This window comes from Streptomyces varsoviensis, from assembly GCF_000718635.1.
GTDB classification, from domain to species: Bacteria; Actinomycetota; Actinomycetes; order Streptomycetales; family Streptomycetaceae; genus Streptomyces; species Streptomyces varsoviensis.
On sequence record NZ_JOBF01000021.1, the window covers coordinates 79550 to 101217 of the forward strand.

General features: G+C 72.4%; 20 protein-coding genes. 10 read left to right on the forward strand and 10 right to left on the reverse strand.

Going from position 1 to position 21668, the window contains the following annotated elements; translation table 11 throughout:
* The first annotated feature begins 2 nt into the window (after positions 1 to 2).
* The 9 genes from IF55_RS39535 to IF55_RS26615 all read left to right on the forward strand — a co-directional run bounded on the left by IF55_RS39535 (position 3) and on the right by IF55_RS26615 (position 8320).
* A complete protein-coding gene (locus tag IF55_RS39535; RefSeq protein ID WP_157854482.1) occupies positions 3 to 389 on the forward strand; it encodes a DUF7919 family protein in 387 nt (128 codons plus the stop codon).
* Between the two features lie 1227 nt (positions 390 to 1616).
* Positions 1617 to 1985 carry a helix-turn-helix domain-containing protein gene (locus IF55_RS41360; RefSeq protein ID WP_342668340.1) on the forward strand — a complete coding sequence of 123 codons (369 nt, stop codon included), beginning with the start codon at positions 1617 to 1619 and terminating at the stop codon, positions 1983 to 1985.
* Between the two features lie 67 nt (positions 1986 to 2052).
* The gene (locus IF55_RS41365) at positions 2053 to 2445 is read left to right on the forward strand and encodes a DUF5753 domain-containing protein (RefSeq protein ID WP_342668341.1); all 393 of its coding nucleotides are present in this window, start codon (positions 2053 to 2055) and stop codon (positions 2443 to 2445) included.
* 11 nt (positions 2446 to 2456) lie between these two features.
* Positions 2457 to 2741, forward strand: coding sequence for a DUF397 domain-containing protein (locus IF55_RS26590; protein WP_048832480.1), 285 nt, complete (start codon positions 2457 to 2459; stop codon positions 2739 to 2741).
* 12 nt (positions 2742 to 2753) lie between these two features.
* On the forward strand, positions 2754 to 3584 hold the full coding sequence (locus tag IF55_RS26595) for an SGNH/GDSL hydrolase family protein (protein WP_030887402.1): 831 nt from the start codon (positions 2754 to 2756) through the stop codon (positions 3582 to 3584).
* A gap of 162 nt (positions 3585 to 3746) precedes the next feature.
* Positions 3747 to 4931 carry an acyltransferase family protein gene (locus tag IF55_RS26600; protein ID WP_030887404.1) on the forward strand — a complete coding sequence of 395 codons (1185 nt, stop codon included), beginning with the start codon at positions 3747 to 3749 and terminating at the stop codon, positions 4929 to 4931.
* A gap of 271 nt (positions 4932 to 5202) precedes the next feature.
* Positions 5203 to 5901 (forward strand): response regulator transcription factor, encoded by a 699-nt coding sequence (locus IF55_RS26605; RefSeq protein ID WP_030887407.1) that lies wholly within the window; start codon positions 5203 to 5205, stop codon positions 5899 to 5901.
* Positions 5898 to 7775, forward strand: a complete 1878-nt coding sequence (locus IF55_RS40815; protein WP_245661430.1) for a HAMP domain-containing sensor histidine kinase — start codon at positions 5898 to 5900, stop codon at positions 7773 to 7775. The genes IF55_RS26605 and IF55_RS40815 overlap by 4 nt, the downstream gene beginning before the upstream one ends.
* Positions 7772 to 8320 carry a GerMN domain-containing protein gene (locus IF55_RS26615; protein WP_030887414.1) on the forward strand — a complete coding sequence of 183 codons (549 nt, stop codon included), beginning with the start codon at positions 7772 to 7774 and terminating at the stop codon, positions 8318 to 8320. Before IF55_RS40815 ends, IF55_RS26615 begins: the two co-directional genes overlap by 4 nt.
* A 145-nt stretch (positions 8321 to 8465) precedes the next feature.
* Here the strand turns inward: IF55_RS26615 and IF55_RS26620 are convergent, their stop codons facing one another.
* The 4 genes from IF55_RS26620 to IF55_RS26635 form a co-directional block, all read right to left on the reverse strand.
* On the reverse strand, positions 8466 to 9890 hold the full coding sequence (locus tag IF55_RS26620; protein ID WP_030887416.1) for an erythromycin esterase family protein: 1425 nt from the start codon (positions 9888 to 9890) through the stop codon (positions 8466 to 8468).
* Positions 9891 to 9962: 72 nt separating this feature from the next.
* Complete coding sequence (locus tag IF55_RS26625; protein WP_030887417.1) at positions 9963 to 10175, reverse strand: hypothetical protein; 213 nt, start codon at positions 10173 to 10175, stop codon at positions 9963 to 9965.
* A 147-nt stretch (positions 10176 to 10322) separates the two neighbouring features.
* Positions 10323 to 11543 (reverse strand): nucleotidyltransferase domain-containing protein, encoded by a 1221-nt coding sequence (locus IF55_RS36075; RefSeq protein ID WP_051776207.1) that lies wholly within the window; start codon positions 11541 to 11543, stop codon positions 10323 to 10325.
* A gap of 142 nt (positions 11544 to 11685) precedes the next feature.
* On the reverse strand, positions 11686 to 13284 hold the full coding sequence (locus IF55_RS26635; RefSeq protein WP_030887422.1) for an acyl-CoA mutase large subunit family protein: 1599 nt from the start codon (positions 13282 to 13284) through the stop codon (positions 11686 to 11688).
* A 342-nt stretch (positions 13285 to 13626) separates the two neighbouring features.
* On the opposite strand from IF55_RS26635, the gene IF55_RS26640 reads away from it, so the two are divergent.
* The gene (locus tag IF55_RS26640; protein WP_063764043.1) at positions 13627 to 14610 is read left to right on the forward strand and encodes a L,D-transpeptidase family protein; all 984 of its coding nucleotides are present in this window, start codon (positions 13627 to 13629) and stop codon (positions 14608 to 14610) included.
* A 309-nt stretch (positions 14611 to 14919) separates the two neighbouring features.
* On the opposite strand, the gene IF55_RS26645 is transcribed toward IF55_RS26640, so the two are convergent.
* The 6 genes from IF55_RS26645 to IF55_RS26670 all read right to left on the reverse strand — a co-directional run bounded on the left by IF55_RS26645 (position 14920) and on the right by IF55_RS26670 (position 21624).
* The gene (locus IF55_RS26645; protein ID WP_048832485.1) at positions 14920 to 16371 is read right to left on the reverse strand and encodes a hypothetical protein; all 1452 of its coding nucleotides are present in this window, start codon (positions 16369 to 16371) and stop codon (positions 14920 to 14922) included.
* Positions 16371 to 17036 carry an RNA polymerase sigma factor gene (locus IF55_RS26650; protein WP_030887429.1) on the reverse strand — a complete coding sequence of 222 codons (666 nt, stop codon included), beginning with the start codon at positions 17034 to 17036 and terminating at the stop codon, positions 16371 to 16373. The genes IF55_RS26645 and IF55_RS26650 overlap by 1 nt, the downstream gene beginning before the upstream one ends.
* 35 nt (positions 17037 to 17071) lie before the next feature.
* A complete protein-coding gene (locus IF55_RS41245) occupies positions 17072 to 17989 on the reverse strand; it encodes a DUF4328 domain-containing protein (RefSeq protein WP_169767273.1) in 918 nt (305 codons plus the stop codon).
* A gap of 463 nt (positions 17990 to 18452) precedes the next feature.
* The gene (locus tag IF55_RS26660; protein WP_048832488.1) at positions 18453 to 18848 is read right to left on the reverse strand and encodes an NUDIX domain-containing protein; all 396 of its coding nucleotides are present in this window, start codon (positions 18846 to 18848) and stop codon (positions 18453 to 18455) included.
* A gap of 92 nt (positions 18849 to 18940) precedes the next feature.
* Positions 18941 to 20263: a UDP-glucose dehydrogenase family protein gene (locus IF55_RS26665; protein WP_030887437.1), complete on the reverse strand. Its 1323-nt coding sequence runs from the start codon at positions 20261 to 20263 to the stop codon at positions 18941 to 18943.
* Positions 20264 to 20388: 125 nt separating this feature from the next.
* On the reverse strand, positions 20389 to 21624 hold the full coding sequence (locus tag IF55_RS26670) for an SIR2 family protein (RefSeq protein WP_030887441.1): 1236 nt from the start codon (positions 21622 to 21624) through the stop codon (positions 20389 to 20391).
* Positions 21625 to 21668: the final 44 nt, after the last annotated feature.

Genomic DNA, 21668 nt, shown 5'->3' on the forward strand with positions numbered 1-21668 from the left:
ACATGACCTATTACGCAGACCTGTCACCCTATGAGTATTCCGATCCCGCCCCGCCAGCCCTCAATATTGGCTGGCTCTCGTCGGAGCATGATTATCCGCGCGGACTCGCACCGAACGGCCTAGTGGCCCGCTTGCGTACACTCGCGAAGAACTTGGAGAATGTCTACCGAGGCGTGCACTTCTGCGAGCTCTGCCCGACACTGGATGCCGCCAGAGAACATCTACACAGTGAAGGTCTTTCCCTGGGGACCGGAGAAATTTGGGTGACTGGCAGCAACGGGGTGACCTACGCGGCACCTTCACTGATCATTCACTACATTGTCGACCACGGCTATCTGCCTCCGGAAGAGTTCCGTACAGCGGTCATGGAGGCAGGACACGAGCGCTGATCCAGCGGGAACTCTTATGACGGTCTATGTCGCACACCATCTGACCCCAGTTCCGGTTAACCGCTTCCCTTCATGCAGGAAAGTCATTTCGATTCCCCTTCTCCGCTCTGTATGCATCCGATCGCCGCTTCCCTGCCGTCCTCCGACTTTTTGATCCTCAGAGCTGGCACCGGAAGCAGGTTTCGGAATATCAGTCCTTGACGGGGAGGGCCCCGTAGCGAAGCAGTCTTTCATTGGCGTGGAGGAGGGTGGCCGGAGGCCCGGGCTGTCCGTTGCGCGGCCTATATGGCCAGCAACCATGTTCGCACCGGAACGGACGGATGGCATGAGCCCGTCGGGGCAGCCGGCCCCCGCTATTGGGGCGGTTGAGTGTTCCACTTCAGGAGACCGGCCGATTGGCCGACGACCGGTAGCGGCATCTGATCGGGTTTCTGTTACCCGAGCCGGAGCCGTCCCACCTACGGGCCGGTGCCGAGGTAGGTACTCGCACTGGAGGGTCCCGCAGCGTCGTTTCCGCTCGTTGCTCAGCGCCTGCGGATGGGAGGCGCAGGCCGCCGGCGGACTCACCCCGCCGCCAGTACGAACCAGACGCCTTTTCCTCGGATGCCGCCCAGGCCGAGCGGTGCGCCCTGGCATACGCCCCACTTGTCCGCCAGGGAGCCCACGAGTTGTAGTCCTCTGCCGTGTTCGTCGTCGGGGGTGGGGCGGGGGACGGTTCGGTGGGGTTGTTGTCGTAGACGGTGATGCGGACTGTGGGGAGGACGATGGCCAGCCAGAGGAGGGAGCCCGCGTTGCCGGCGTGGAGGTAGGTGTTGGTGACCAGTTCCGATGTGCACAGGGCCGCCGCGTCCATGGCCGCCGTCAGATTCAGGGTGCGCAGGACGGACCTCACGAAGTCGCGGGCCACGCGGGGGGACGTCCGCAAGGGCGGGCAGTAGAGGGTGTACGAGTGCGGCACCGCTGAGCCGTCAGCGAGGCAGGCGGCATTAACTCCCATGGGGGAACTTCTCTCTGTGGGGGTCCTGCTGGGCACGCTTCCGACTCACGGGCAGGCCAAGGGGGTTGGGCCGCCGAGCGCGGCCCGTACCCTTGCGTGAGGGATACGTCACAGACCGTAGAGGGCGGGGTTGATAGGTCGCAAGCATGTCCGGGGAACTCGTCATCCGTTCCGTAAACCGGGGGATGGTGACGCCGCGCATTCCGTAGTGGACGCGAGGGAAGGGCCGCATGCCGCCGAGGAGTAATCCCACGGCACGTCAGGCGCGGCTGGGCGCCGACCTCCGCAAGATGCGCGAGGCGGCCGCGCTGCTCGGCAGCGGTCAGACCCAGATAAGCCACATCGAGGCTGGCCGCTTCGGCGTCAGCGAGGAACGGCTTCGCAGGCTGGCCGCGTTCTACGCGTGCGACGATCGCCAACTCGTCGACGCGCTGGTCGCGATGGGGAACGAGCGCCGCGGCGGGTGGTGGGAGGAATACCGCGGAATCCTGGCCCCGAAGGCACTGGACCTCGCCGAATTGGAGCACCACGCCATCGGGCTCCGCACGATGGAGATCGCCCATATCCCCCGGCTGCTCCAGACGGAGGAGCACGTATGAGCCGCGTTCGCCTACGTGGACCCGGAGTCGCCGCATACCGAACTCGATTCGAGAGTCGAGTACCCGCATGCCTCGGCAAGCGGTCATCGATCGCGTCCCGCCCTTGCCGTATGACGTCGTCATCCATGAAGCCGCGCTGCGCATCAAGGTGGGCGGTGCAGCGGTCGCAGGAGCACAGCTCGCGCATATCCTGCGCGCCTCCGACCGCGAGAATGTGACCGTACGCGTCATCCCGTTCGCCGCCGACGACTTCGCCGGCGCCGGGCATTCGATGCTCCTCGTCCGCGGCCCCGTTCCGCAGCTCGACACGGTTCAGTTGGACGCCGCGCACGGCAGTACGTTCCTGGACGCCGAACCCCAGCTCAAGCGCTACCGGGCACGTCTCGACAGAGTCGGCCGCTCAGCGCTGGACTCCGAGAAGTCGCGGAAGCTCATCCACCGCATCGCAGCAGACATATGAAAGGGGTAGCCGTGCCCTCATCAATCGCCTGGCAGAAGTCCTCGTTCTCCGGCGGGGGAGAGGAGGAGAACTGCGTCGAAGTCGGTATATCGGCCGGCGGGCGGAAGCAGACCGGCAATCGCGTCGAGGTCGGCATATCGGCCGGGCGCGTTCAACTCCGCGAAAGCGAGGCCCCCGCCACCCCCCTCACCACCACGCCGCTTGCCCTCGCCGGGATCCTCCGGATCACCGTGAGGGTTTGTTTCACGGAATATGAGCGGACGATGACGGACGGCGATTGGGGGGCCTCGGGCTGATTTTCTCGGGGCATGAACAGCAGTGAGAAGACGAACCGCGCCCCTTACCGACCCATTCTGACCGCGATGGCCTCCGTCGCGGTGCTGGGGGTGGCGCTGGTGGGGTGTGGGCAGCAGGACTCGGGGGCGTCCAAGGCCCGGGCCGACCGGACCGAAGTGAAGCAGGAGGCCACCGCGGGTGGCGGAGTGAAGGTTCTCTGGGTGGGGGACTCCATCGCGGGGGCCGAGGCGCCCGCGATGGGGGCGGCGTTGAAGGCGAGCGGGGTGGGGTTCAAGGACGCCTCGTCCGACGGCGGCGGCACGGTCGTGGACAGCGGCGAGGAGATCACGAAGATGATCTCCGGCGACACGTGGAAGCAGCTCGGCGAGAACATCAAGGCGTTCAAGCCGACCGTCGTCGCCTACCAGGTCACCACCTACGACTGGGGAACCCCCGACACACAGCGCGCCGCCTACGAGAAGCTCGTGCGCACGGTGAAGGACGCCGGGGCGAAGACGGTCTTCATCCCCTCGCCGCCCATCAAGATCGACGACTTCTACAAGAAGCACGAGTCGCAGATGGCCACCGCCCCGAAGACGGCCGAGGAGGTCGCCGGGAAGCACAAGGACGCCGCGGTGTACCTGGACGCGTCGCAGCTCTGGGGTACGGACAAGTCGGCCAAGAAGGCGCTGCGCGGCCCGGACGGCATCCACAACTGCCAGCAGGGGGCCGCCGCCTTCGCCAAGTGGTTCAGCACGGAACTCGGCAAGCGCGAGGGCTTCGAGCCCGCCCCCGTCGACAAGTGGGCCAACGGCGGATGGACCGGTTCCGACCGGTACGGCAAGCAGTCGTGCTCGAAATAGGGAGGCGCAGTGACATCGTCGGCGGCCGTCGCTCCGCTCGTTCCCGGGGAGCCGTCCGGGCAACCGTCCGGGCAGCCATCCGGGCAACCGTCTGGGCAGCCATCCAGCCAGCCGTCCGGGCGGCACCGCACGCCCGGTGGCCGGGAAAGCGCCCGTAACCACATCTCCGCGCTCGACGGACTGCGCGGCTTCGCCGTCGCCGCCGTGCTGCTCTTCCACGCCGGGCTGCTGGACGGCGGGTTCCTCGGGGTCGACCTGTTCTTCGTGCTCTCCGGGTTCCTGATCACCGGGCTGCTGCTCGGCGAGGCGGCCGGCAAGGGCCGGATCGCCCTGGCCTCCTTCTGGTGGCGGCGCGCCCGGCGGCTGCTGCCGGCCCTGGTCTGCGTGGTGCTCGTCGTGCTGCTCGCCACCTGGGCGTGGGGCGGCGCGACCATGCTGCGGTTCGCCCTGCAGGACACGCCCTGGGTCGGCGCCCAGGCCGTCAACTGGCACTACATCGGCGAGCAGATCGGCTACTGGGACGGCTCCGGCACCCGGGTCTTCGCGCACCTGTGGAGCATCGGCGTGGAGTGGCAGTTCTACCTGGCCTGGCCGCTGATCGTGGCCGTCGCCGGCCGGGGGCGCCACGGGCACCGGACGGTGGCGGCGCTCGCCGGGGCGGGCGCCCTCGTCGCGCTCCTCCTGACCGTATGGCTCGGAACGGCCGTGGACACCACACGCGCGTACGAGGGCACCGACACCCGCGCCGCCGCCCTGCTCCTCGGGGCGCTGGCCGCCACCGCTCCGCTACGGAACCTGGCCGGCCGGATCCCGCGCCGCGCCGCCGACCTGCTGTGCCTGGGCATCGCCTGCGCCCTCGCCGTCTCCTGGACGGTCACCGGCGGCGAACGGTCGCCGCTGCTCTTCAAGGGCGGGCTGTTCCTGCACTCGCTCGGCGCGGCCGTACTCATCGTGCTCCTGACGCACGTACCGGGTACGTACGCGGCGCGCGTCGCCGGCAGCCGGCTCCCGCGGGGCCTCGGCGAGCTGTCGTACAGTCTCTACCTGTGGCACTGGCCGGTCTACCTGCTGTTGCTGCCCAAACTCGGCGGGCTGAAGGACCTCTGCGGCGGCGGTCCGCTCGGCGACTGGATCACGGCGGCCGTCGCGATCGCCCTGTCGGTGGCCTTGGCCGCGCTGACGAAGGCGTACGTCGAGGACCCGGTGCGGTTCCGGAAGGGCTGGGCGCGCGGCCGGCGCGGGCTGACCGTGGTGGCCGCGGCGGCGGTGGCGGCGGGCGTGCTGTGGGCGACGGTGCCGGAGCCGGTACCGGGCGCGGGCACGGTCGACGTCGAGCAGTTGCGGTGAGCTGCCGAGATGAACGGTCGCGGAAGGCTGCCGGGGTGGTGGGCTGTCGCTCGCTACGAACGGTCGCGGAAGGCTGCCGGGGCGGGCTGTCGCCCGCTACGAACGGTCGCGGGAGGCTGCTGGGGCGGCCTGCGCGGTGCTGCGGGGCGGCGAGGCCGACGGGGCGCCGGCCCCGTGGCCGTACCTCCTCATCGACAGCCACACGCCCCTTGCGTCACGATATGAACCGACATCAACCAATCCGAGCTGTACCGTCCGGGAGGTTCCGTCCATGTCCCGCGTCCTGCTGATCGAGGACGACCCGGCCGTACGCCGCGGCATCGTGTTCGGCCTGAACCGCAACGGGCACGAGACGGAGGCGGTCGGCACCGGCGAGGACGGCCTGGAGGCGCTGGAGGCCATCAGACCCGATCTCGTACTCCTCGATCTGATGCTGCCGGGCATGAGCGGCCTGGAGGTCTGCCGACGCGTCCGCGAGACCAGCCAGGTCCCGCTCGTGATCCTGTCCGCCCGCGGCGACGACATCGACATCGTCATCGGGCTGGAGGCGGGCGCCGACGACTACGTCGTCAAGCCGGCCAGTGCCGCGGTGATCGAGGCCCGGATGCGGGCGGTCCTGCGACGCGTCGCGCCCGCCCAGGACGGCGCCGCCCCGGCCACCGGCCTGAGCCGGGCCGGCGAGCTGGAGATCGACCGCGACGCGCTCATCGTGCGCAAGAGGGGTACGGACGTGACCCTCGCGCCCTCCGAACTGAAGCTGCTGCTCTTCCTCAGTGCCGCACCCGGACGCACCTTCAACCGCCAGCAGCTTCTGGAGGACATCTGGGAGCACAGCTATTACGGGGACGCCCGGCTGGTCGACGCGTGCGTCATGCGGCTGCGTTCCAAGATCGAGGACGATCCGCGGCGGCCCGTGTACATCCAGACCGTACGCGGCTTCGGCTACCGCTTCGGTCCCCTGCCCGCATGAAGCCCGCCCCGCACAGCGATGGGTCCGCCTCGCGCAGCGGTGGATCCGCCCCGCGCAGCGGTGGGTCCGCCCCGCACAGCGGTGGATCCGCCCCTCACAGCGGCGGGCCCGCCCCGCGCAGCGATAGGCCCGCCCCGCGCAGGAAGCCCGCCCCGCCGCGCGGCCTGCGCCCGCGCCTGATCGTCGCGTTCCTGCTGGTCGCCGCGGTCAGCGCGCTGGTGACGGCCGCGCTGACGTTCCGCCAGGCGCGCCAGTCGATCCTGGACCGCGCCCAGCACAGCGCCGTGAGCGAACTGCGGCTCCAGACGACATCGCTCGCCCCCAGCCTCCCGGCCGACCCCAACGACGACGACCTGCGCGCCTTCACCCGTCAGCTCGACCGCGCCGCCGGCTCCCGCGACTGGCACACGGCGGTCTCCCGCGACGGTAAGCCGCTCATCGGCACCGCGGCCGACGACGTGAGCGGCACCCTTCGCGACACGGTCGCGGCCCACCACGACGCCGCCTTCTTCGAACGCGTCGACCACGGCGCCGCGCCCCGCCTGATCATCGGCATGCCGGTCGGCTACGGCTCCGAGACGGACCAGGACCAGGGCCAGGACCAGGACCAGGACCAGGGCCAGCCGACCGGGAAGAGCGGAAAAAGCGCAGGGAAGAGCGCAGAGAAGAGCGCCGACAAGAGCACCGGGAAGCCGACCCCGAAGCCGAAACCGTCGGGCGTCGTCGTCTACGCCGCCCTGCCCCTGGACCGCGAGCGCACCGATATCTCGGCCCTGATCACCGCCGCCTGGGCGGGCGCGATCCCGGCGCTCGCGTTCGCCGTCGTACCCGCCCTGTTCGCCGCGCGCCGCGTCCTGCGGCCCGTACGACGGCTGCGTACGGCGGCGGAGAAGATCACCGAAGGCGCCCTCGACACCCGCCTCGACGCCGAGGGCAAGGACGAACTCGCCGCGCTCACCGGCACGTTCAACACCATGGCCGGCGCGCTGGAACGGAACGACACCAAGCTGCGGCGCATGGAGGCCAACGCCCGCCGGTTCGCCGCCGACGTCACCCACGAACTGCGCACGCCGCTCGCCGCGATGGCCGCCGTCACCGACGCCCTCGACGAGGACGCCCGCTCGGGCCGGCTGCCGGCGGACACCGCCGAAGCGGTCCTCCTCATCAGCGACGAGACCCGCAAGCTGACCACGATGGTCGAGGACCTCATGGAGATGTCCCGCTTCGACGCCGGCGCCGCGCACCTGCGCTCGGACGACGTCGACCTGCGCACCCTGATCCGCAAGACCCTCCAGCTACGGGGCTGGCACGAATCGCCGGACGTCATCACCGAATTCCCGGGCGACGACCTTCCGGGCGGCGGCCGTCCGGACGATGGCCGCCCCAGCGGCACCCTCCCGGACGACGGCCGACTCGGCGGCAGCCTCCCGGACGACGGCCGCCCCGGCAGCGGCAGCAGAGGCAGCGGCAGCGGCGCCAGCAGCAGCGGTACGCCCGTCCGCGTCGACGCCCGCCGCCTCGACGTCGTGCTCGCCAACCTCATCGGCAACGCCCTGCGTCACGGCGCGGCCCCCGTCACCGTACGGGCCGAGACCACGCCCCACTCCCTCGTCATCACCATCGCCGACAGCGGCCCCGGAATACCGGACGAGGTCCTGGCCCATGTCTTCGACCGCTTCTACAAGGCGGACACGGCGCGCACCCGGTCCGCGGGCAGCGGCCTGGGCCTGGCCATCGCGGCGGAGAACGTACGTCTGCACCACGGCACTCTCACGGCCGCCAACCTCCCGGAAGGCGGCGCGGTGTTCACCGTGACCCTCCCGCAGCCGCCACCATCGCCGCAGCCGCCGCCGGAGGAGGGGGAACCGTCGTGAAGCGCTCACTCGCGTATCTGACCGCCGCCCTGCTGGCGCTCGGCGTGACCGGCTCCGTCACCGGCTGCGGGGCCGGCTCCACCGGACCGGTCCGGGACGGCGGGCCCGCCTCCGGGCTGCGCGAACCGGGCGGCGGCACGCAGTACGCGCAGCTCTACTTCGTCAGCACCCGCGGACTCCAGTCGGTCGCCCGGCAGACCAGCACCGCGGCCCGCCCCCAGCAGGCGCTCGACCTGCTCCTCGAAGGCCCCGACTCCGCCGAACGCGCCCGCGGCCTGACCACGGACCTCCCGCCGTCGTACGAGCGGGTGTTCGCCCAGGCCGGCAAGGGCGCCGTCGACGTCCACCTCCCCGTCGCCGTGGCGGACATGCACAGCGGCACCCTCGGTCTCAACCAGATCGTCTGCACCGCGGCCAACGCCCGCGTACCGGGCGGCAAACGGCCGCCGGACGTGACCGTACGAGTCCACGAACCCGGCATCAAGGGGGTGTGGTCCGTGCACTGCGACGCGACGGGAAGCATCGTCCCGATCCTCGACCGCTGAAGACGGGCCATGTACGGCCATGTACGGCCGCGTACGGCCGCGTACGGGCACATGCGACCACTTACGATCGCGTACGGGCGCATGCGGACACGTACGTTCTCGTACGAGCACGTGGCCAGCGGCCGTAACGGGGCGTCAGCCGTCGTCAGGAGGCCGGGTCCGCCCCGGGCAGCGGCCGGGAACACGTCGACTCCGGCACGAAGACGAGGCCGTCGTACTCCTCGGCCAGGACCGTCGGCATCGCGCTCAACCGGTAGGTGAAGCGCGGGACGCAGGCCCCGAAGGAGCGCGTGAAGTGAGGTTCCCGCAGCCACCGCGCCACGGCCGGTGACACGTCGTCGGCTCGAAGATTCACCAAGTGAGGCCCGGCGACGGCCGCGGAGAGCGTCGCTTCCACGAACCTGGAGCCGGAACCGGAACCGGAGCCGGAACCAGAGCCGGTACCGGAACCGTAGGAAGGCGCGCCGATCGTGTTCCGGACGGGCCGCCGCCGACGCGCGGACGCGGGGCGCGCGAGGGCGCGCCGCCCGGCGCGCCAGGCCCGGAAGGCCCCCTTGCCGAACAGCAGCCCCAGCCCGTAATACGCCTCGCCGTAACGCTGTCGCAGATGCCACCCGAGCGCGGGGACCCCACCACGGTCGCCACCGCCCCCGCCGGTCCCACCGGCCCCGCCGTAGTGGCCGGTCATGATGTGTCCGTTGTGCCCCCACACGGCGACCTTCGGGGCGTCGTCGCGGTCGAGCAGCGCGGCGACGGCCTCGGCCATGTACCGGTCGCGGACGGCGAACGCGGTGCGCTCCGGGTCCTCGTGGTGCAGGGGACGACTGGCCAGGTCGGCGGCGCGTACGAGCAGCCGGGCGTGGCAGCGCGCCATGTCGACGCGCGCGGCGCTGGTGAGTCGGGTCAGGTCGGCCGCGTTCCGCTCCAGGAAGTCGACCAGTTCCCCGGCCTCGCGCGTCCAGGGGTGCCGGGGGTCGCTCGGCGGCTGCTCCGAAACCGGCTCCGAAACCGGCTCCGAAACCGGCTCCCAAGCCGACCCCGGGGCCGCGTCGGCCAGCCCGCCGAGCACCGTTCGAAAGGCCGCCGCCCGCTCCGGTGCCGCCGCGCGCAGGAAGGTGTCGAGCGCCGCCACCGAATCCCCGCAGCGCTGCGGGTCGATGCCGACGAAACGCACCTTCTCGGCGTCCGGCCGTTCGCGGTTGTACGCGCGCAGCCACTCGATCACGTCGAGCACCTCATACGTACGCCAGGTCCAGAAGCCCAGCCCCGCGAGGACCTCCTCGGCCTCGCCGACGCCGTGCGTGACGTACGCGTCGACCGCGAGGGCCGCCGAGGCGCTGGCCTCCATCGCCAGCACGGAGAACCCCATCTCCGTGACCAGGAACTCCAGTATTCGGTGCTTGAGCTGGAAGAACTCCCGCGTGCCGTGGGTGGCCTCCCCCAGCCCCACGGCCCGTACCCCGGCCAAGGCCCGCTTCAGCGGCATCAGGTCGGCGGTCGGCGACCCCGCCGTGAGGCTGTCCAGGTGCACGGCGTTCGCCGCCAGCCAGGCCGTGACGTCCTCGGACATCGCTCTCCTCGAATATCGATCCCGAACATCGAATATCGAATAGGGCGGACGTGGCCGCGCCCCCCACACGCCCTAGAACAACGGCTGCTGACCGGGGATCGGAGGCTCCTCGGGGTCGAAGAGTTTGGGCGCCGCGGCCATGAGCGGGGCCATGCGGCGGGAGCCGGGGCAGGAGATCAGCTCGAAGCTCGTACGGCGGCCGGGCGGGTCGTGGCGGGCGTAGCGGCCGCCGACTACGGCGATCTCGCGGGTGCAGACGGGGCAGGCGCGGCGGGGAGACGACATGGCTCCAGTTTGACTCAGGCTGATCGCCCATCGGTCGGGATCGGCGCGTCCTGATCTGTGCCGGTCCGGTCCGGAGTGGACCAGACCGATTCGTATGTCTTCGTCTCCCCCCGCCCCAGACCCCCCAGACCCCCCACACCACCCCCGTCACTCCAGCTCCCCCGCCACCAGCCCCCGGACCCGTTCCGCGAAGGCCCTGATCCCCGGCTGCCCGCCCCCCTCCACCGCGGCCTCCGCTGCCTCCATCGCCTCCGCCGCGTCCGCCAGGCCGCGAATGTCCTCCGGCCAGCGGCCGGTGGCCCGGCGACGGGAGCCGAGGCGTTCGAAGCCGCGGTCCACGAGGCCGCGGGCCGCGTCGGGGCGGTCGCGCCGTACGGCCTTGACGGCGGCGACCGCGTTGGCCAGGGCGCTCGCGGGGAGCGGCCACCCGCCGCCCGGCGGGGCCAGGGGCCCGGGCGGGGAGCCGGACTCGGCCCGTATCTCCAGGTCGAGGCGCCAGAACAGGGGCAGGTCGCGGAAGGTGAAGAACAGCAGCCGGCGGTCGGCGCGGGCGTGGAAGTCGGGGTCGCTGCGGGCGGGCAGCAGGAGGGGGTGGGCGGCGTGGACGACGGACGGGGCGGCGGCGACGCAGGCCGCGAAGTCCGCGTCGGGCACGGTCCATACGAGGTCGAAGTCGCTGAAACGATCCGCCGTGTCCGTGGCCAGGGAGCCGCGCAGGACGGCCGTGCGGGCTTGCGGGCAGTGGCCGGCCAGCGCGTCGACGATCCGGCGCAGGGCCTCGGCGAAGGCGAAGCCGCAGCGGTCGCCGATGGCCTCGTAGATGATCTCGACGGGTACGTGCGGCAGACCGGGCACGGGGATCTCGGCGGCGTCCAGGACGTATCGAGGCTGCCCGCCGCCCTCGGCCTGGGGGCCGTGCAGCCGCGCCCGCCCGTACGCGCCGCCCGGCGTGACGACCCAGTACGCGCTGGGCCGGAACAGCTCCGCCTCGTACAGCACGGTCCGGTCGAGCCGGGCGGCGATGCCGCGCCCCAGGTCAGGGCCGCCGGGCAGATCGGGCGCGCCCTCCCGGACGCGTATCTCCAGGTGCCAGGAGACGTCGCCGGTCACGGGCCGGTACGCGCACGCGACGGGGCGGGGCGGGGTGGTGTCGCCCTCGGCGGCCACGACGGTCTCCGCCGCCGACACGCTGAAGCCCTCCGCGAGGGCGTCCGTCAGCCGCGCCAGGTCCAGCGCGCCGACGACGAAGAGGCCGTAGCCGTACGTATAGCCGCCGGCTAAGCCGGCACCACCACCCGCGCTCGGACCACCGCCCCCGGCCCCGCCCCCACTTCCGGACCCGCTTCCGGCCCCGCCCCCGCCCGTCACGTCAGCCGCCCTTCACCTCAGCCGTCCTGCGACGCCTCTCAGCACTCTTCACTCTTCAGCACCTAGCAGCGCGCCAGGTCCCTGATGGCCATCAAAGCTGTCAGGCCCTCAAGGCCCCTTCAACACCCCCGTCCCCTCCCCCTCAGAACGCGTCGGTCGGCACGTAGGCCCCCCACACCTCGCGCAGCGCGTCGCAGACCTCGCCCACCGTCGCCTTCGCCCGCAGGGCGTCCTTCATCGGGTAGAGGACGTTGACCGAGCCGTCGTCGCTCTCGGCGGCCTTCTTCAGCTCGGCCAGCGCCGCGTCCACGGCCGGCTGGTCCCGTCCGGCGCGCAGCGCGGCCAGCCGGGCCGCCTGTTGGGCCTCGATGGCGGGGTCGACGCGCAGCGGCTCGTACGGCTCCTCCTCTTCGGAGTCGGCGAGCTGGAAGCGGTTGACGCCGACGACGACGCGTTCGGCGCTGTCCGTCTCCTGCGCGATGCGGTACGCGTTGCGCTCGATCTCGTACTTCTGGAAGCCGTTCTCGATCGCGGCGACCGCGCCGCCCATGTCCTCGACCCGGGCCATCAGGTCGAGCGCGGCCTGCTCCACGCCATCGGTCATCGTCTCGACGACGTAGGAGCCCGCGAAGGGGTCGACGGTCGCGGTCACGTCGGTCTCGTAGGCCAGCACCTGCTGCGTGCGCAGGGCGAGCCGCGCCGACTTGTCGGTGGGCAGGGCGATGGCCTCGTCGAAGGAGTTGGTGTGCAGCGACTGCGTGCCGCCGAGCACCGCCGCGAGCCCCTGCACCGCCACCCGTACGAGGTTGACCTCGGGCTGCTGCGCGGTGAGCTGTACGCCCGCGGTCTGGGTGTGGAAGCGCAGCATCTGCGACTTGGGGTTCTTCGCGCCGAACTCCTCCCGCATGACCCGCGCCCAGATCCGGCGCGCGGCCCGGAACTTGGCGACCTCTTCGAGGATCGTGGTCCGCGAGACGAAGAAGAAGGAGAGCCGGGGCGCGAAGTCGTCCACGTCCATGCCGGCCGCCACGGCCGTACGCACGTACTCGATGCCGTCCGCGAGCGTGAAGGCGATCTCCTGCGCGGGCGAGGCCCCGGCCTCCGCCATGTGGTAGCCGGAGATCGAGATCGTGTTCCACTTCGGGATCTCGGCCTTGCAGTACTTGAAGATGTCCGCGATCAGCCGCAGCGAGGGCTTGGGCGGGAAGATGTACGTGCCGCGGGCGATGTACTCCTTGAGCACGTCGTTCTGGATCGTGCCGGTCAGTTGGTCCGCCCGTACGCCCTGCTCCTCGCCGACGAGCTGGTAGAGGAGGAGCAGGAGGGCCGCCGGCGCGTTGATGGTCATCGAGGTGGAGACCTTGTCCAGCGGGATGCCGCCGAGCAGGGTCCGCATGTCCTCGATGGAGTCGATGGCGACGCCGACCTTGCCGACCTCGCCGCTCGCCAGCGGCGCGTCGGAGTCGTGGCCCATCTGCGTCGGCAGGTCGAAGGCGACGGACAGGCCCGTGGTGCCGTTGGCGATGAGCTGCTGGTAACGGGCGTTGGACTCGGCGGCCGTGCCGAACCCCGCGTACTGGCGCATGGTCCACGGCCGGCCCGTATACATCGTCGGGTACACGCCGCGGGTGAAGGGGTACGCGCCCGGCTCGCCCAGTATGTCGGCCGCGTCCCAGTCGGCGAGTGCTTCCGGACCGTAGACCGGCTCGATGGGCAGACCGGACTCTGTCTCACGCGCCATGGGTTCTGTGCCTCCCGCTGAGTTGCCGAACAAAGCGAACACCGAGCACCGCGGGCGCCCGACGGTGCGGCCGCCGAGCGGTGCGGACGGCCGACGCCCCGGACGCCCGACGGCCCGGACGCCGGACGACGCGCGCGCCGAGCGATGCGGACGCCGGACGGTACGGACGCCGGGGGCCCCCGGGTCCTCGGGCCCCCGCCGCGGACTGTAGCGGCGGCGGTACGAAGGGTGGAGCCGCACCGCCTGGGACCTTCCTCACAGCCTGCCCACCGTCCGGGGCGGTGCCACCTCCGGGTGGGGTGAGGTTCGCCTCGCGGCGACCCTGGGAATCATCCAGCGGTGATGCAGCAGACAACTGTCGTACGCAGAGTGCTCGTCGCGGCAGGAGTGGCGGCGGGCGCGGTGGCGCTGACCGCCGGGTGCAAGGTGCAGACCGGGCCGGTCTCCGGCACCGCCTCGCAACCGGCCGGAGGCAGCAGCCACGCCCGTACGGACCAGCGCGCGGACGCCAAGGCCGGCACGGGCGTACAGCCGTGGCCGTCCTGGCCCGGCTCCGCCGGGCACGCCACTTCCTACGCCTCCTCCCACGCCCCCGGCCATGCCGCCCCCCGCGACCCCTCCCACGCCTCCTCCCACGCCTCCAGTCAGCGCCACACGCCACACCGGCCTCATAAGACCCACCCGGCGGCGCCCAAGGTCGTTCTCGCGCCGGGCGCGCACGGCGAGCGCGTGCGCGAGTTGCAGGCGCGGCTGCGCCGGCTCGGCCTCTTCGACGCCAATCCGACCGGCTATTACGGACCGCTGACCAAGAGTGCGGTGGCCGCCTTCCAGCGCGGGCACAGGCTGCACGCCACCGGCACGACCGACAGCGACACCTGGCACGCGCTGCGCTCCGCGACCGGCGGCCGGCCGCCGCAGGGGGAGCTCCACCCGCCGACCACCAAGCCGATCGACACGCCCGACCGCCGGTGCCGGACCGGGCGTGTGCTGTGCATCAGCAAGAAGAGTGACACGTTGGCCTGGATGGTTGACGGCAAGGTCGTCTCGGCCATGGACGTACGGTTCGGCTCGCACCACTCGCCGACGCGCGAGGGCACGTTCAAAGTGGCCTTCAAGAGCCGCCATCACGTGTCGACGATCTATCACTCGGCCATGCCGTACGCCATGTTCTTCAGCGGCGGCCAGGCCGTGCACTACTCCTCGGACTTCGCGGCCCGCGGCTACGCGGGCGCCTCGCACGGCTGCATCAACGTCCGGGACAAGGCGAAGATCGCGGCGCTGTTCGCGAAGGTCCACAAGGGCGACCGCGTCGTGGTCTACCGGTAGTCCGTTGGGGGCGGGCGCCTTACGTGCGCGGGGCTCGCGGCAGGGCGTGGAGCGCGCGGCAGGGCATGGCGGCGCAGTGCGAAGAGCAGCGCGGGCAGGGCCGGGGGAACGTGCCCCGCCCGCGCCGAATGCGCACTGGCCGTTGGTACGGGGGGAACCCCGGCCTCGTGCGCGGCCGATGACCAGTCGGCCTGCTTCATTCAGCGCCGGGCGGCCGAAAAACGTCACACCCCGTGGCATTCGGCGGCATCGGACCGGCTTCCGAGTGATTTTCGGCCCGGCCCGTCTCCCCGTTCTAGCCCGGCAGTGTCACGCGTTCGCCGGAGCCGCCACGGGCTGACGGATCGAAGTGGCCGTGGTGATCGGGGCGCCGGGCTGGGCGGTCCGGAGCGGCGCGGCCATGGGTGGGGCGGAGGTATGGGTGGGGCCTGTGGGAGGCGACGGGTGGGTGGTGGGGCCGGGGTCGCCGCTACCAGTGCCACCGCCTGGCCCCGAGCCGTCGTCGTCACCCCCGCCGCCATCGCCGTCGCTCCCGCCGTGACCGCCATGACCACCGTGACCACCGTGACCGCCATGACCCGGGCCGCCACCGTGACCGGGTCCGCCACCGTGCCCTGGCCCGTCGCCATGGCCGGGGCCGCCGCCCGCGCCGCCGCCTTGGCCGCCGTCCCCAGGGTCGGAGCCGTCCGATCCACCCGAGCCCGCCGATCCTCCGGGCGGCCCCGTCGTCGGTCCCGGAGCGCCGGAGCCGCCGGGGCCCAGCACCCGCTCGCAGTGCTTGCGCGCCGCGGCCGGGCCGCCGGCGGCGCGTTCCAGCCGCCGCAGCCTCACGTCCTCCAGCTCACCGCCCGGTCCGCGCTTGGCGGAGAGGTACGCGCGGCAGACCGCTTCGACCCACGCCCGGCCGGACTTGTCACCCTTGTCGCCCTTGCCGCCCTTGCTGTGGGCGCCGCCGTGCTGCGACTCGCCCTCGCCTTTTCCACCCTTCGACGGATCGGCGTCCCCGACTCCGTCCTCATTCCCGTCCTCGTCCCCGTTCCCGTGTTCGCCCCCGCGCCCATCCACCGACGGACCACCGCCCGGCGAGGCGGAGCGGCCCGGCGCGGTGCCGTACGGACCCGACGGGTACGGCGAGGGGTCCCCCGTGCTGAGTTCGAGGTCGGGCTGGGACGACTGGCCGCCGCCCGTGTCGTCGGCCGCCGAGACGCTGGTCGCGGGCCCCGGCTCGCCGCCGCCGTCGCTGAACGGCGCCGGGAGCATGCCCGTACCGGCCGCGACCGCCACCCCGCCCAGCGCGCAGCCCGCGAGGGCCAGGGCGAACGCCGCCTTCAGGGGCCGTCGCACGAAGGAGGGCCGCCGCCCGGCGAGCGCGCCGAGCCATACGGTCCGTACCGGCGCGGGCTGCTCGGCGCGCGCCGCCCGGAACGCGGCGAGCGCCCGCTCCTCGCCGGGCAGTGTGCCGTCCGGCGAGGCGGGCGCGGTCTCCGTCAGCTCGGCGACGGTGTCGGAGAGGGCGGCGGCGAGCCGGTCGGCGACGGCCCGCGCGTCGCTGCCGTGCTGTTCGCCCGTACCAGCGGAGTCCCCCGCGCCCGGCGCACCGCCGCCCGTACCACCGGTACCGCCCAGATCATCGAAACGAGACGACGGATCATCGGCACCGACCGGTTTGTCGCCATGGAGGGGTTCGCCGCGCAGCAGCCGCTCCACGGCGTCGTCGTCCAGCCGGCCGTACGGGTGGTCGTACGGGTGGTCGTCCGCCATCACATGTCCTTCTGCGTACCGGAGCGCAATTGCGTCACACTTGCGGAAGCGCCCACCCCGGTGGGGGGCGTGTGCGCGCCCCGCCGCCGCGGCGGGTCCGTCCCCGACGACGCCTGTGACCCCGTCACCAGTTCCGCCAGCCGCCGCAGGCCCCGGTGCGCGGCGGTACGTACCGCTCCGGGCCGCTTCCCCAGCACCCCGGCGGCGCTCTTCGCGTCGAGGCCGACGACGACGCGCAGCACGACGGCCTCCGCCTGGTCGCGCGGGAGCTGGGCTATGAGCGCGAACGCGCGCCCGGTGCCGAGCGATTCCAGCGCCTCCCCCGCCGTGTCGGCGTCGGCGGCCCGGCCCTCCAGCTCGCTCTCGTCGCCGCCGATGGCGGGGCGGCGGCCGCGCAGCCGGATGTGGTCGAGGGCGCGGTTGCGGGCGATACGGGCCGCCCAGCCGCGGAACCGGTCGGCGTCGCCGCGGAACCGGCCGAGGTCGCGGGCGATCTGGAGCCATGCCTCGGAGGCGACGTCCTCCGCGTCGGGCTCGCCGACCAGCGTCCGCAGGTAGCCGAGCAGCCGGGGCTGAACGGAGCGGTAGACGGTTCTGAACGCCGTCTCGTCCCCGCCCTGGGCCGCGTACACGGCGGCGGTCAGCTCAGCGTCGTCCCCCAGCACGCCCACATCCTGCCCCACTCCGGTCGGCCCGCGGTTCAGTACCCCGCCGGGCCGGAGCCGTACGGGGGCTGCCGGCCCTGCTGCCCGTACGGACTCGCCTGCGGCGCCGGCGGGGGCGGGCTCTGCGGCGGGCCGGGGTGGCCGTGGCCACCGCCCGGGGCGGGGTAGCCGTAGCCGCCCTGCGCCGGAGGACCGGAGCCGCCGTGCGGGGCCGGGTACCCCGGATCGCCGTACGGCATGCCCGGCGCGCCCGGCATCGCCCCGGCGTACCCGGCGGGTCCCTGAGGGCCGGCCATGGCGCGCTGTTCCTGCATCGCGGTGAGGCGGCGGACGAGGAGGATCGCGAGGACGGCGGCGGCGAGCAGGACGAGGCAGGAGACGATGCTGGTGGCCAGCGCGTTCTGGAAGGCGTCGACCCGGCCGCGGACGTTGAGGACGGCGACGTGGGTGTCGATCATCCGGCCGCGTGCGACGGTGTACTGCATGGTGGTGGCCGAGTTGAGCACGATGCCTACGATCCACACCACCCACCAGGCGCTGAGCAGGCCGCGCGGCGCGTACGGGCCGGCGGGCGAGCTGGCGCGCCAGATGTCGTTGGCGATCTGCTTGGGGAACCAGAGGTTCACCACCGGCGTGAACCAGGCGCCGGCGGCCCAGCCGCTGCCGTACCGGTGCTGACCGGGCGCGAACACCTCGGCGTTGAGCCGCGTCCGCCGGAACCACACCGCCCACACGATGCCGGTGGCCAACTGCGTCAGCGAGCCGAACAGCATCATGATCCGGAAGAAATCGTCCGCTCCGTCGAGGTCGGACTCGCTCACCCGGACCCCGTCGAGCGCGTCCGAGATGACGCCGTACTGCCCGGCCGCGGCGACGATCCGCAGCACCAGCACGACGATGGTGACGCCCAGCAGCACCGTCACCGCGGTCGCGAGCCCGCGCCGCAGATCCACCCCACCGGCGGGCAACCGCGGCGCCGCGTAAGGGTACGGCGCGTAGGGAGGAGCGCCGGCGTACCCACCGGCCTGCTGATAGGGGCCCGGCTGCTGATAGCCCCCCGGCTGCTGGTACGCCCCTTGCTGATACGCGCCGCACGCGGCACAGCGGCCGTCCGGCCCCACGGCGACGGCGCGGCAGCTCCCGCACGGATGCATCTTCGAGACCCCCAGGGAATGTGACCGCTGCGCCGGTCACGGGCGCGTGCTCAGCGAATATCGCGCCCACCGGCGCGGACCAGCACGTTACGGCCCCCCAACCACTCCCGTCCAGAGCCGCCCACCCCGCCCGCGCGACCCTGCGGGGTAACGCTTTCGCCGCCCCCGACGCAGTAAGAGGTACGGGCCGCACCCACGCCCGTACCCGAACGGCGGCCGGGGCCTCTCCTGTGGGGGGTGGCGGCCCCGGCCGTCTCCCCTATCAGCGCCCAGGAGCTGTTGCGGCGTCGAGACGAATCGCTTCGACGCACCACGGTGGGACGCGCAGGCGCGGCAGTATCCGAGGGTGGAAATGGGCGAGCATGATGCCCTCGGTCACCGGGATGCCGGCGGCGTCGCCGTCCCAGGAGGCGGTGAAGACCTCGATGTCGGCACGGCCGTTGCCTTGTTGCAGCGTGGCCAGAGAGCGCAGGTCGGGCAGGACGAGGCCGGCTTCTTCGTGCAGTTCGCGGGTGATGGCCTCGTACGGTGTCTCCCCGCTCTCCACTCGGCCGCCGAGGAAACTCCAGTGGCCGGGCCAGCAGATACCGTCGATGTTGTCGCGCAGGTGCAGCAGGTACGCGCCGTCGCTGTTGCGGATCGCCGCCGCCACACCCATGGGCCCTCCTCGGCTCATTGGTGTGCACGGTACGTGCCGTGGGCGGGGGCGGACGGGAATCGGCCGCTCGCGGTTCAGGTGTCGGCCGCTGGCTAGCGGGGGGTGCGTACCCCAGGGCGGCCGAGCTGGCGGACGCGCCATCCGGCGGCCGTCCAGGGGCGGGGGTCGAGGGTGGTGCGCAGGTCGATGATCAGGGGCTGGGCGGGGAGGTCGTGCAGGGTGGTGGGGTCGGCGTCGCGGTAGTGGGGCCATTCGGTGGCCAGGACGACGGCGTCGGCTCCTTTGAGGGAGGCGGGGAGGTCGTCGGTGTACTCCAGCTCGGGGTGGCGGGCCAGGGCGGTGGGGACGGCGTGGGGGTCGTGGACGGTGATGCGGGCGCCGTGGTCCTGGAGGAGGCGGGCGACGGCGAGGGCGGGGGATTCGCGGACGTCGTTGGTGCCGGGTTTGAAGGCGGCGCCCCAGACGGTGATGGGGCGGCCGGCCAGGGGACCGTCGAGGGCGCGGGTGATCAGGTCGAGGGCCGCGGTGGGCCGGTGTTCGTTGATGATCTCGGCGGCGCGCAGGAGGGTGGCGGCGTCGTCGGCGCCGAGCTGGCGGGCGGCGGCGGTGAAGGCTCGGATGTCCTTGGGCAGGCAGCCGCCACCGTAGCCGATGCCGGGGCTCATGCCGCCGGTGCCGATGCGCGGGTCCATGCCGATGGTGGCGGCGACGGTGGCCACGTCCGCGCCGGAGGCGGCGCACATGTCGGCGACGGCGTTGATGAAGGAGATCTTCAGGCCGAGGAAGGTGTTGGCCGCGCCTTTGATCATTTCGGCGGTGGGCGGGTCGCACACCACCAGCGGGGCGCCGATCGGCGCGTACAGGTCGCGGACGATGGTCTCGGCGTGGCGGGAGGGGACGCCGGCGACGATCCGGTCGGGGCGCAGGGTGTCGGCGACGGCGTGGCCTTCGCGCAGGAACTCCGGGTTCCAGACGACCTCGACGTCGCGGCCGGCGGGGGCGTGGCGGGCGAGCAGGTCGGCGAGTTTGGCGGTGGTGCCGGGGGTGACGGTGGACTTGCCGATGATGAGGGCCGGGCGGGTCAGGTGCGGGGCGAGGGCGCGGGCGGCGCCGAAGACCTGGCCCATGTCGTAGGTGCGGCCGTCCGCGTCGAGGGGCGTGCCGACGGCGAGGAAGTGCACATCGGCGTTCTCTGCGGCCTCGGCGAGACTGGTGGTGAAGCGCAGCCGCCCGGAGGCGGTGTGGCGGGCGAGCAGGTCGGGCAGGTCCGCCTCGTAGATGGGGCTCTCACCCTGGTTGAGGGTGTCGATCTTGGCCTGGTCGGTGTCCACGCCGATCACCTCGTGGCCGATCTCTGCCATGCCCGCGGCGTGCGGGATGCCCAGGTGGCCGCAGCCGATGACGGATACGCGCATAGTGCGGTGTGCTCCTTCGGTCCGCCCGCCCTCGTCGTGAAGGCCGGGCCGGTCAACGGGCTCGCACGCTAGCGCCGTTGACCGGACGAACGGGCATTGGGCAGGTCGCGCCGTTGACGCGGGGGTCAGGCCGCGGCCTTCTCCAGCAGGTGCTGGGCGAGCGCGGGCAGCGCCACACCGGCCGGGGCGTTGCAGACCAGGTCGCCGTCCTGCGGGCCTTCAAGCGGGTAGGGGTGGAAGATGCCGTCGTTGTGGAAGCCTTCGGGGTCGCAGTGGATGACCTGCATGCCGCGCTGCCGGGCGCGGGCGGCGACCTGGCGGCGGTCCGCGTGCAGCCCGACCACCAGCAGCGCGCGGGCCTCCTGGCCCCATTCCACGTCGGGGATCATCTGGTCGTAGCGGCGTACGAAGCACTCGCGCAGCCCGGCGCGGGCTGCCAGCACGTCGAAGTTGTTGGTGATGACGGGCCCGGTCAGGTACCCGGCTTCGTGCAGTTCTTTGAGCGCGGTCAGGGCCGGGGTGGGCCGGGCCTGGAAGCAGGCGCGGTACATCTCCACGCACTCCTCGGCCTTCTCCTCCGGTGCGGCGAGGAACTCCGTCAGCAGGGGGTCGTCCTGGGGGCGCAGGATGAAGCCGTGGGCGCCGGGGGCGCCGTCCTCGCGGGTGGTGACCCGGTAGATCTCGTGCAGCCGGTGCAGCGCGGGGATGCCGGCCTCCCAGCTCGTGCCGCAGCCGATCTCGACCTGGAACGGCAGGAAATCGGCGAGCGCCGCCAGGTCCGGGATGCGCCGGAAGGTGCCCGGCGATGCCTTGCGGCGGATGCCGCCGGCCAGTACCTGCCACGGGCGGCGGCGGGTAGCCGGGGGCGGCACGTAGCCGGACGAGGTGATCTGCACGTCCAGACAGGCGTACCCGCTCGGCAGCGTGCGGCGGGCGCGGATGTCCTCGGGGTGCGGGGCGGAGCGCAGGGTGGGGGTGGCGCGCAGGTCGCCGCGCACCCACCCGCCGTCCTCGGGCTTCCAGCCGCCCGTGCGCAGGGCGGTGCGGACCGTCTCCCAGTGCGCGCCGATCTCCTCGGCCGGGGCGGCGGCGTGGTGGTACAGGTAGAACTGGCGCAGCGCCAGGGCCGGGGCACCGGTGGTGGTGGCGAGCCCGTACCGGTAGCGGTAGTGCACCATGCGGCGCCGCGCGTCGCCGGGACGCCAGTGCGACTGCGCGGCCGTGGCCTGTTCCTGGGTGCGCCGCCAGATGCCCTCCTCGATGTCCCGGGGCCGGTCGGCGCCCTCGGTGCCAAAGAAGGTGTGCCAGTCGCGTTCCTGCTGCGGGGTGAGCTGATCGACCACGATGAACGGAAGTTCCATGGGCCTCTCCTGTGAGCTGTACGCCAGACCCCGGGCCACGGCTC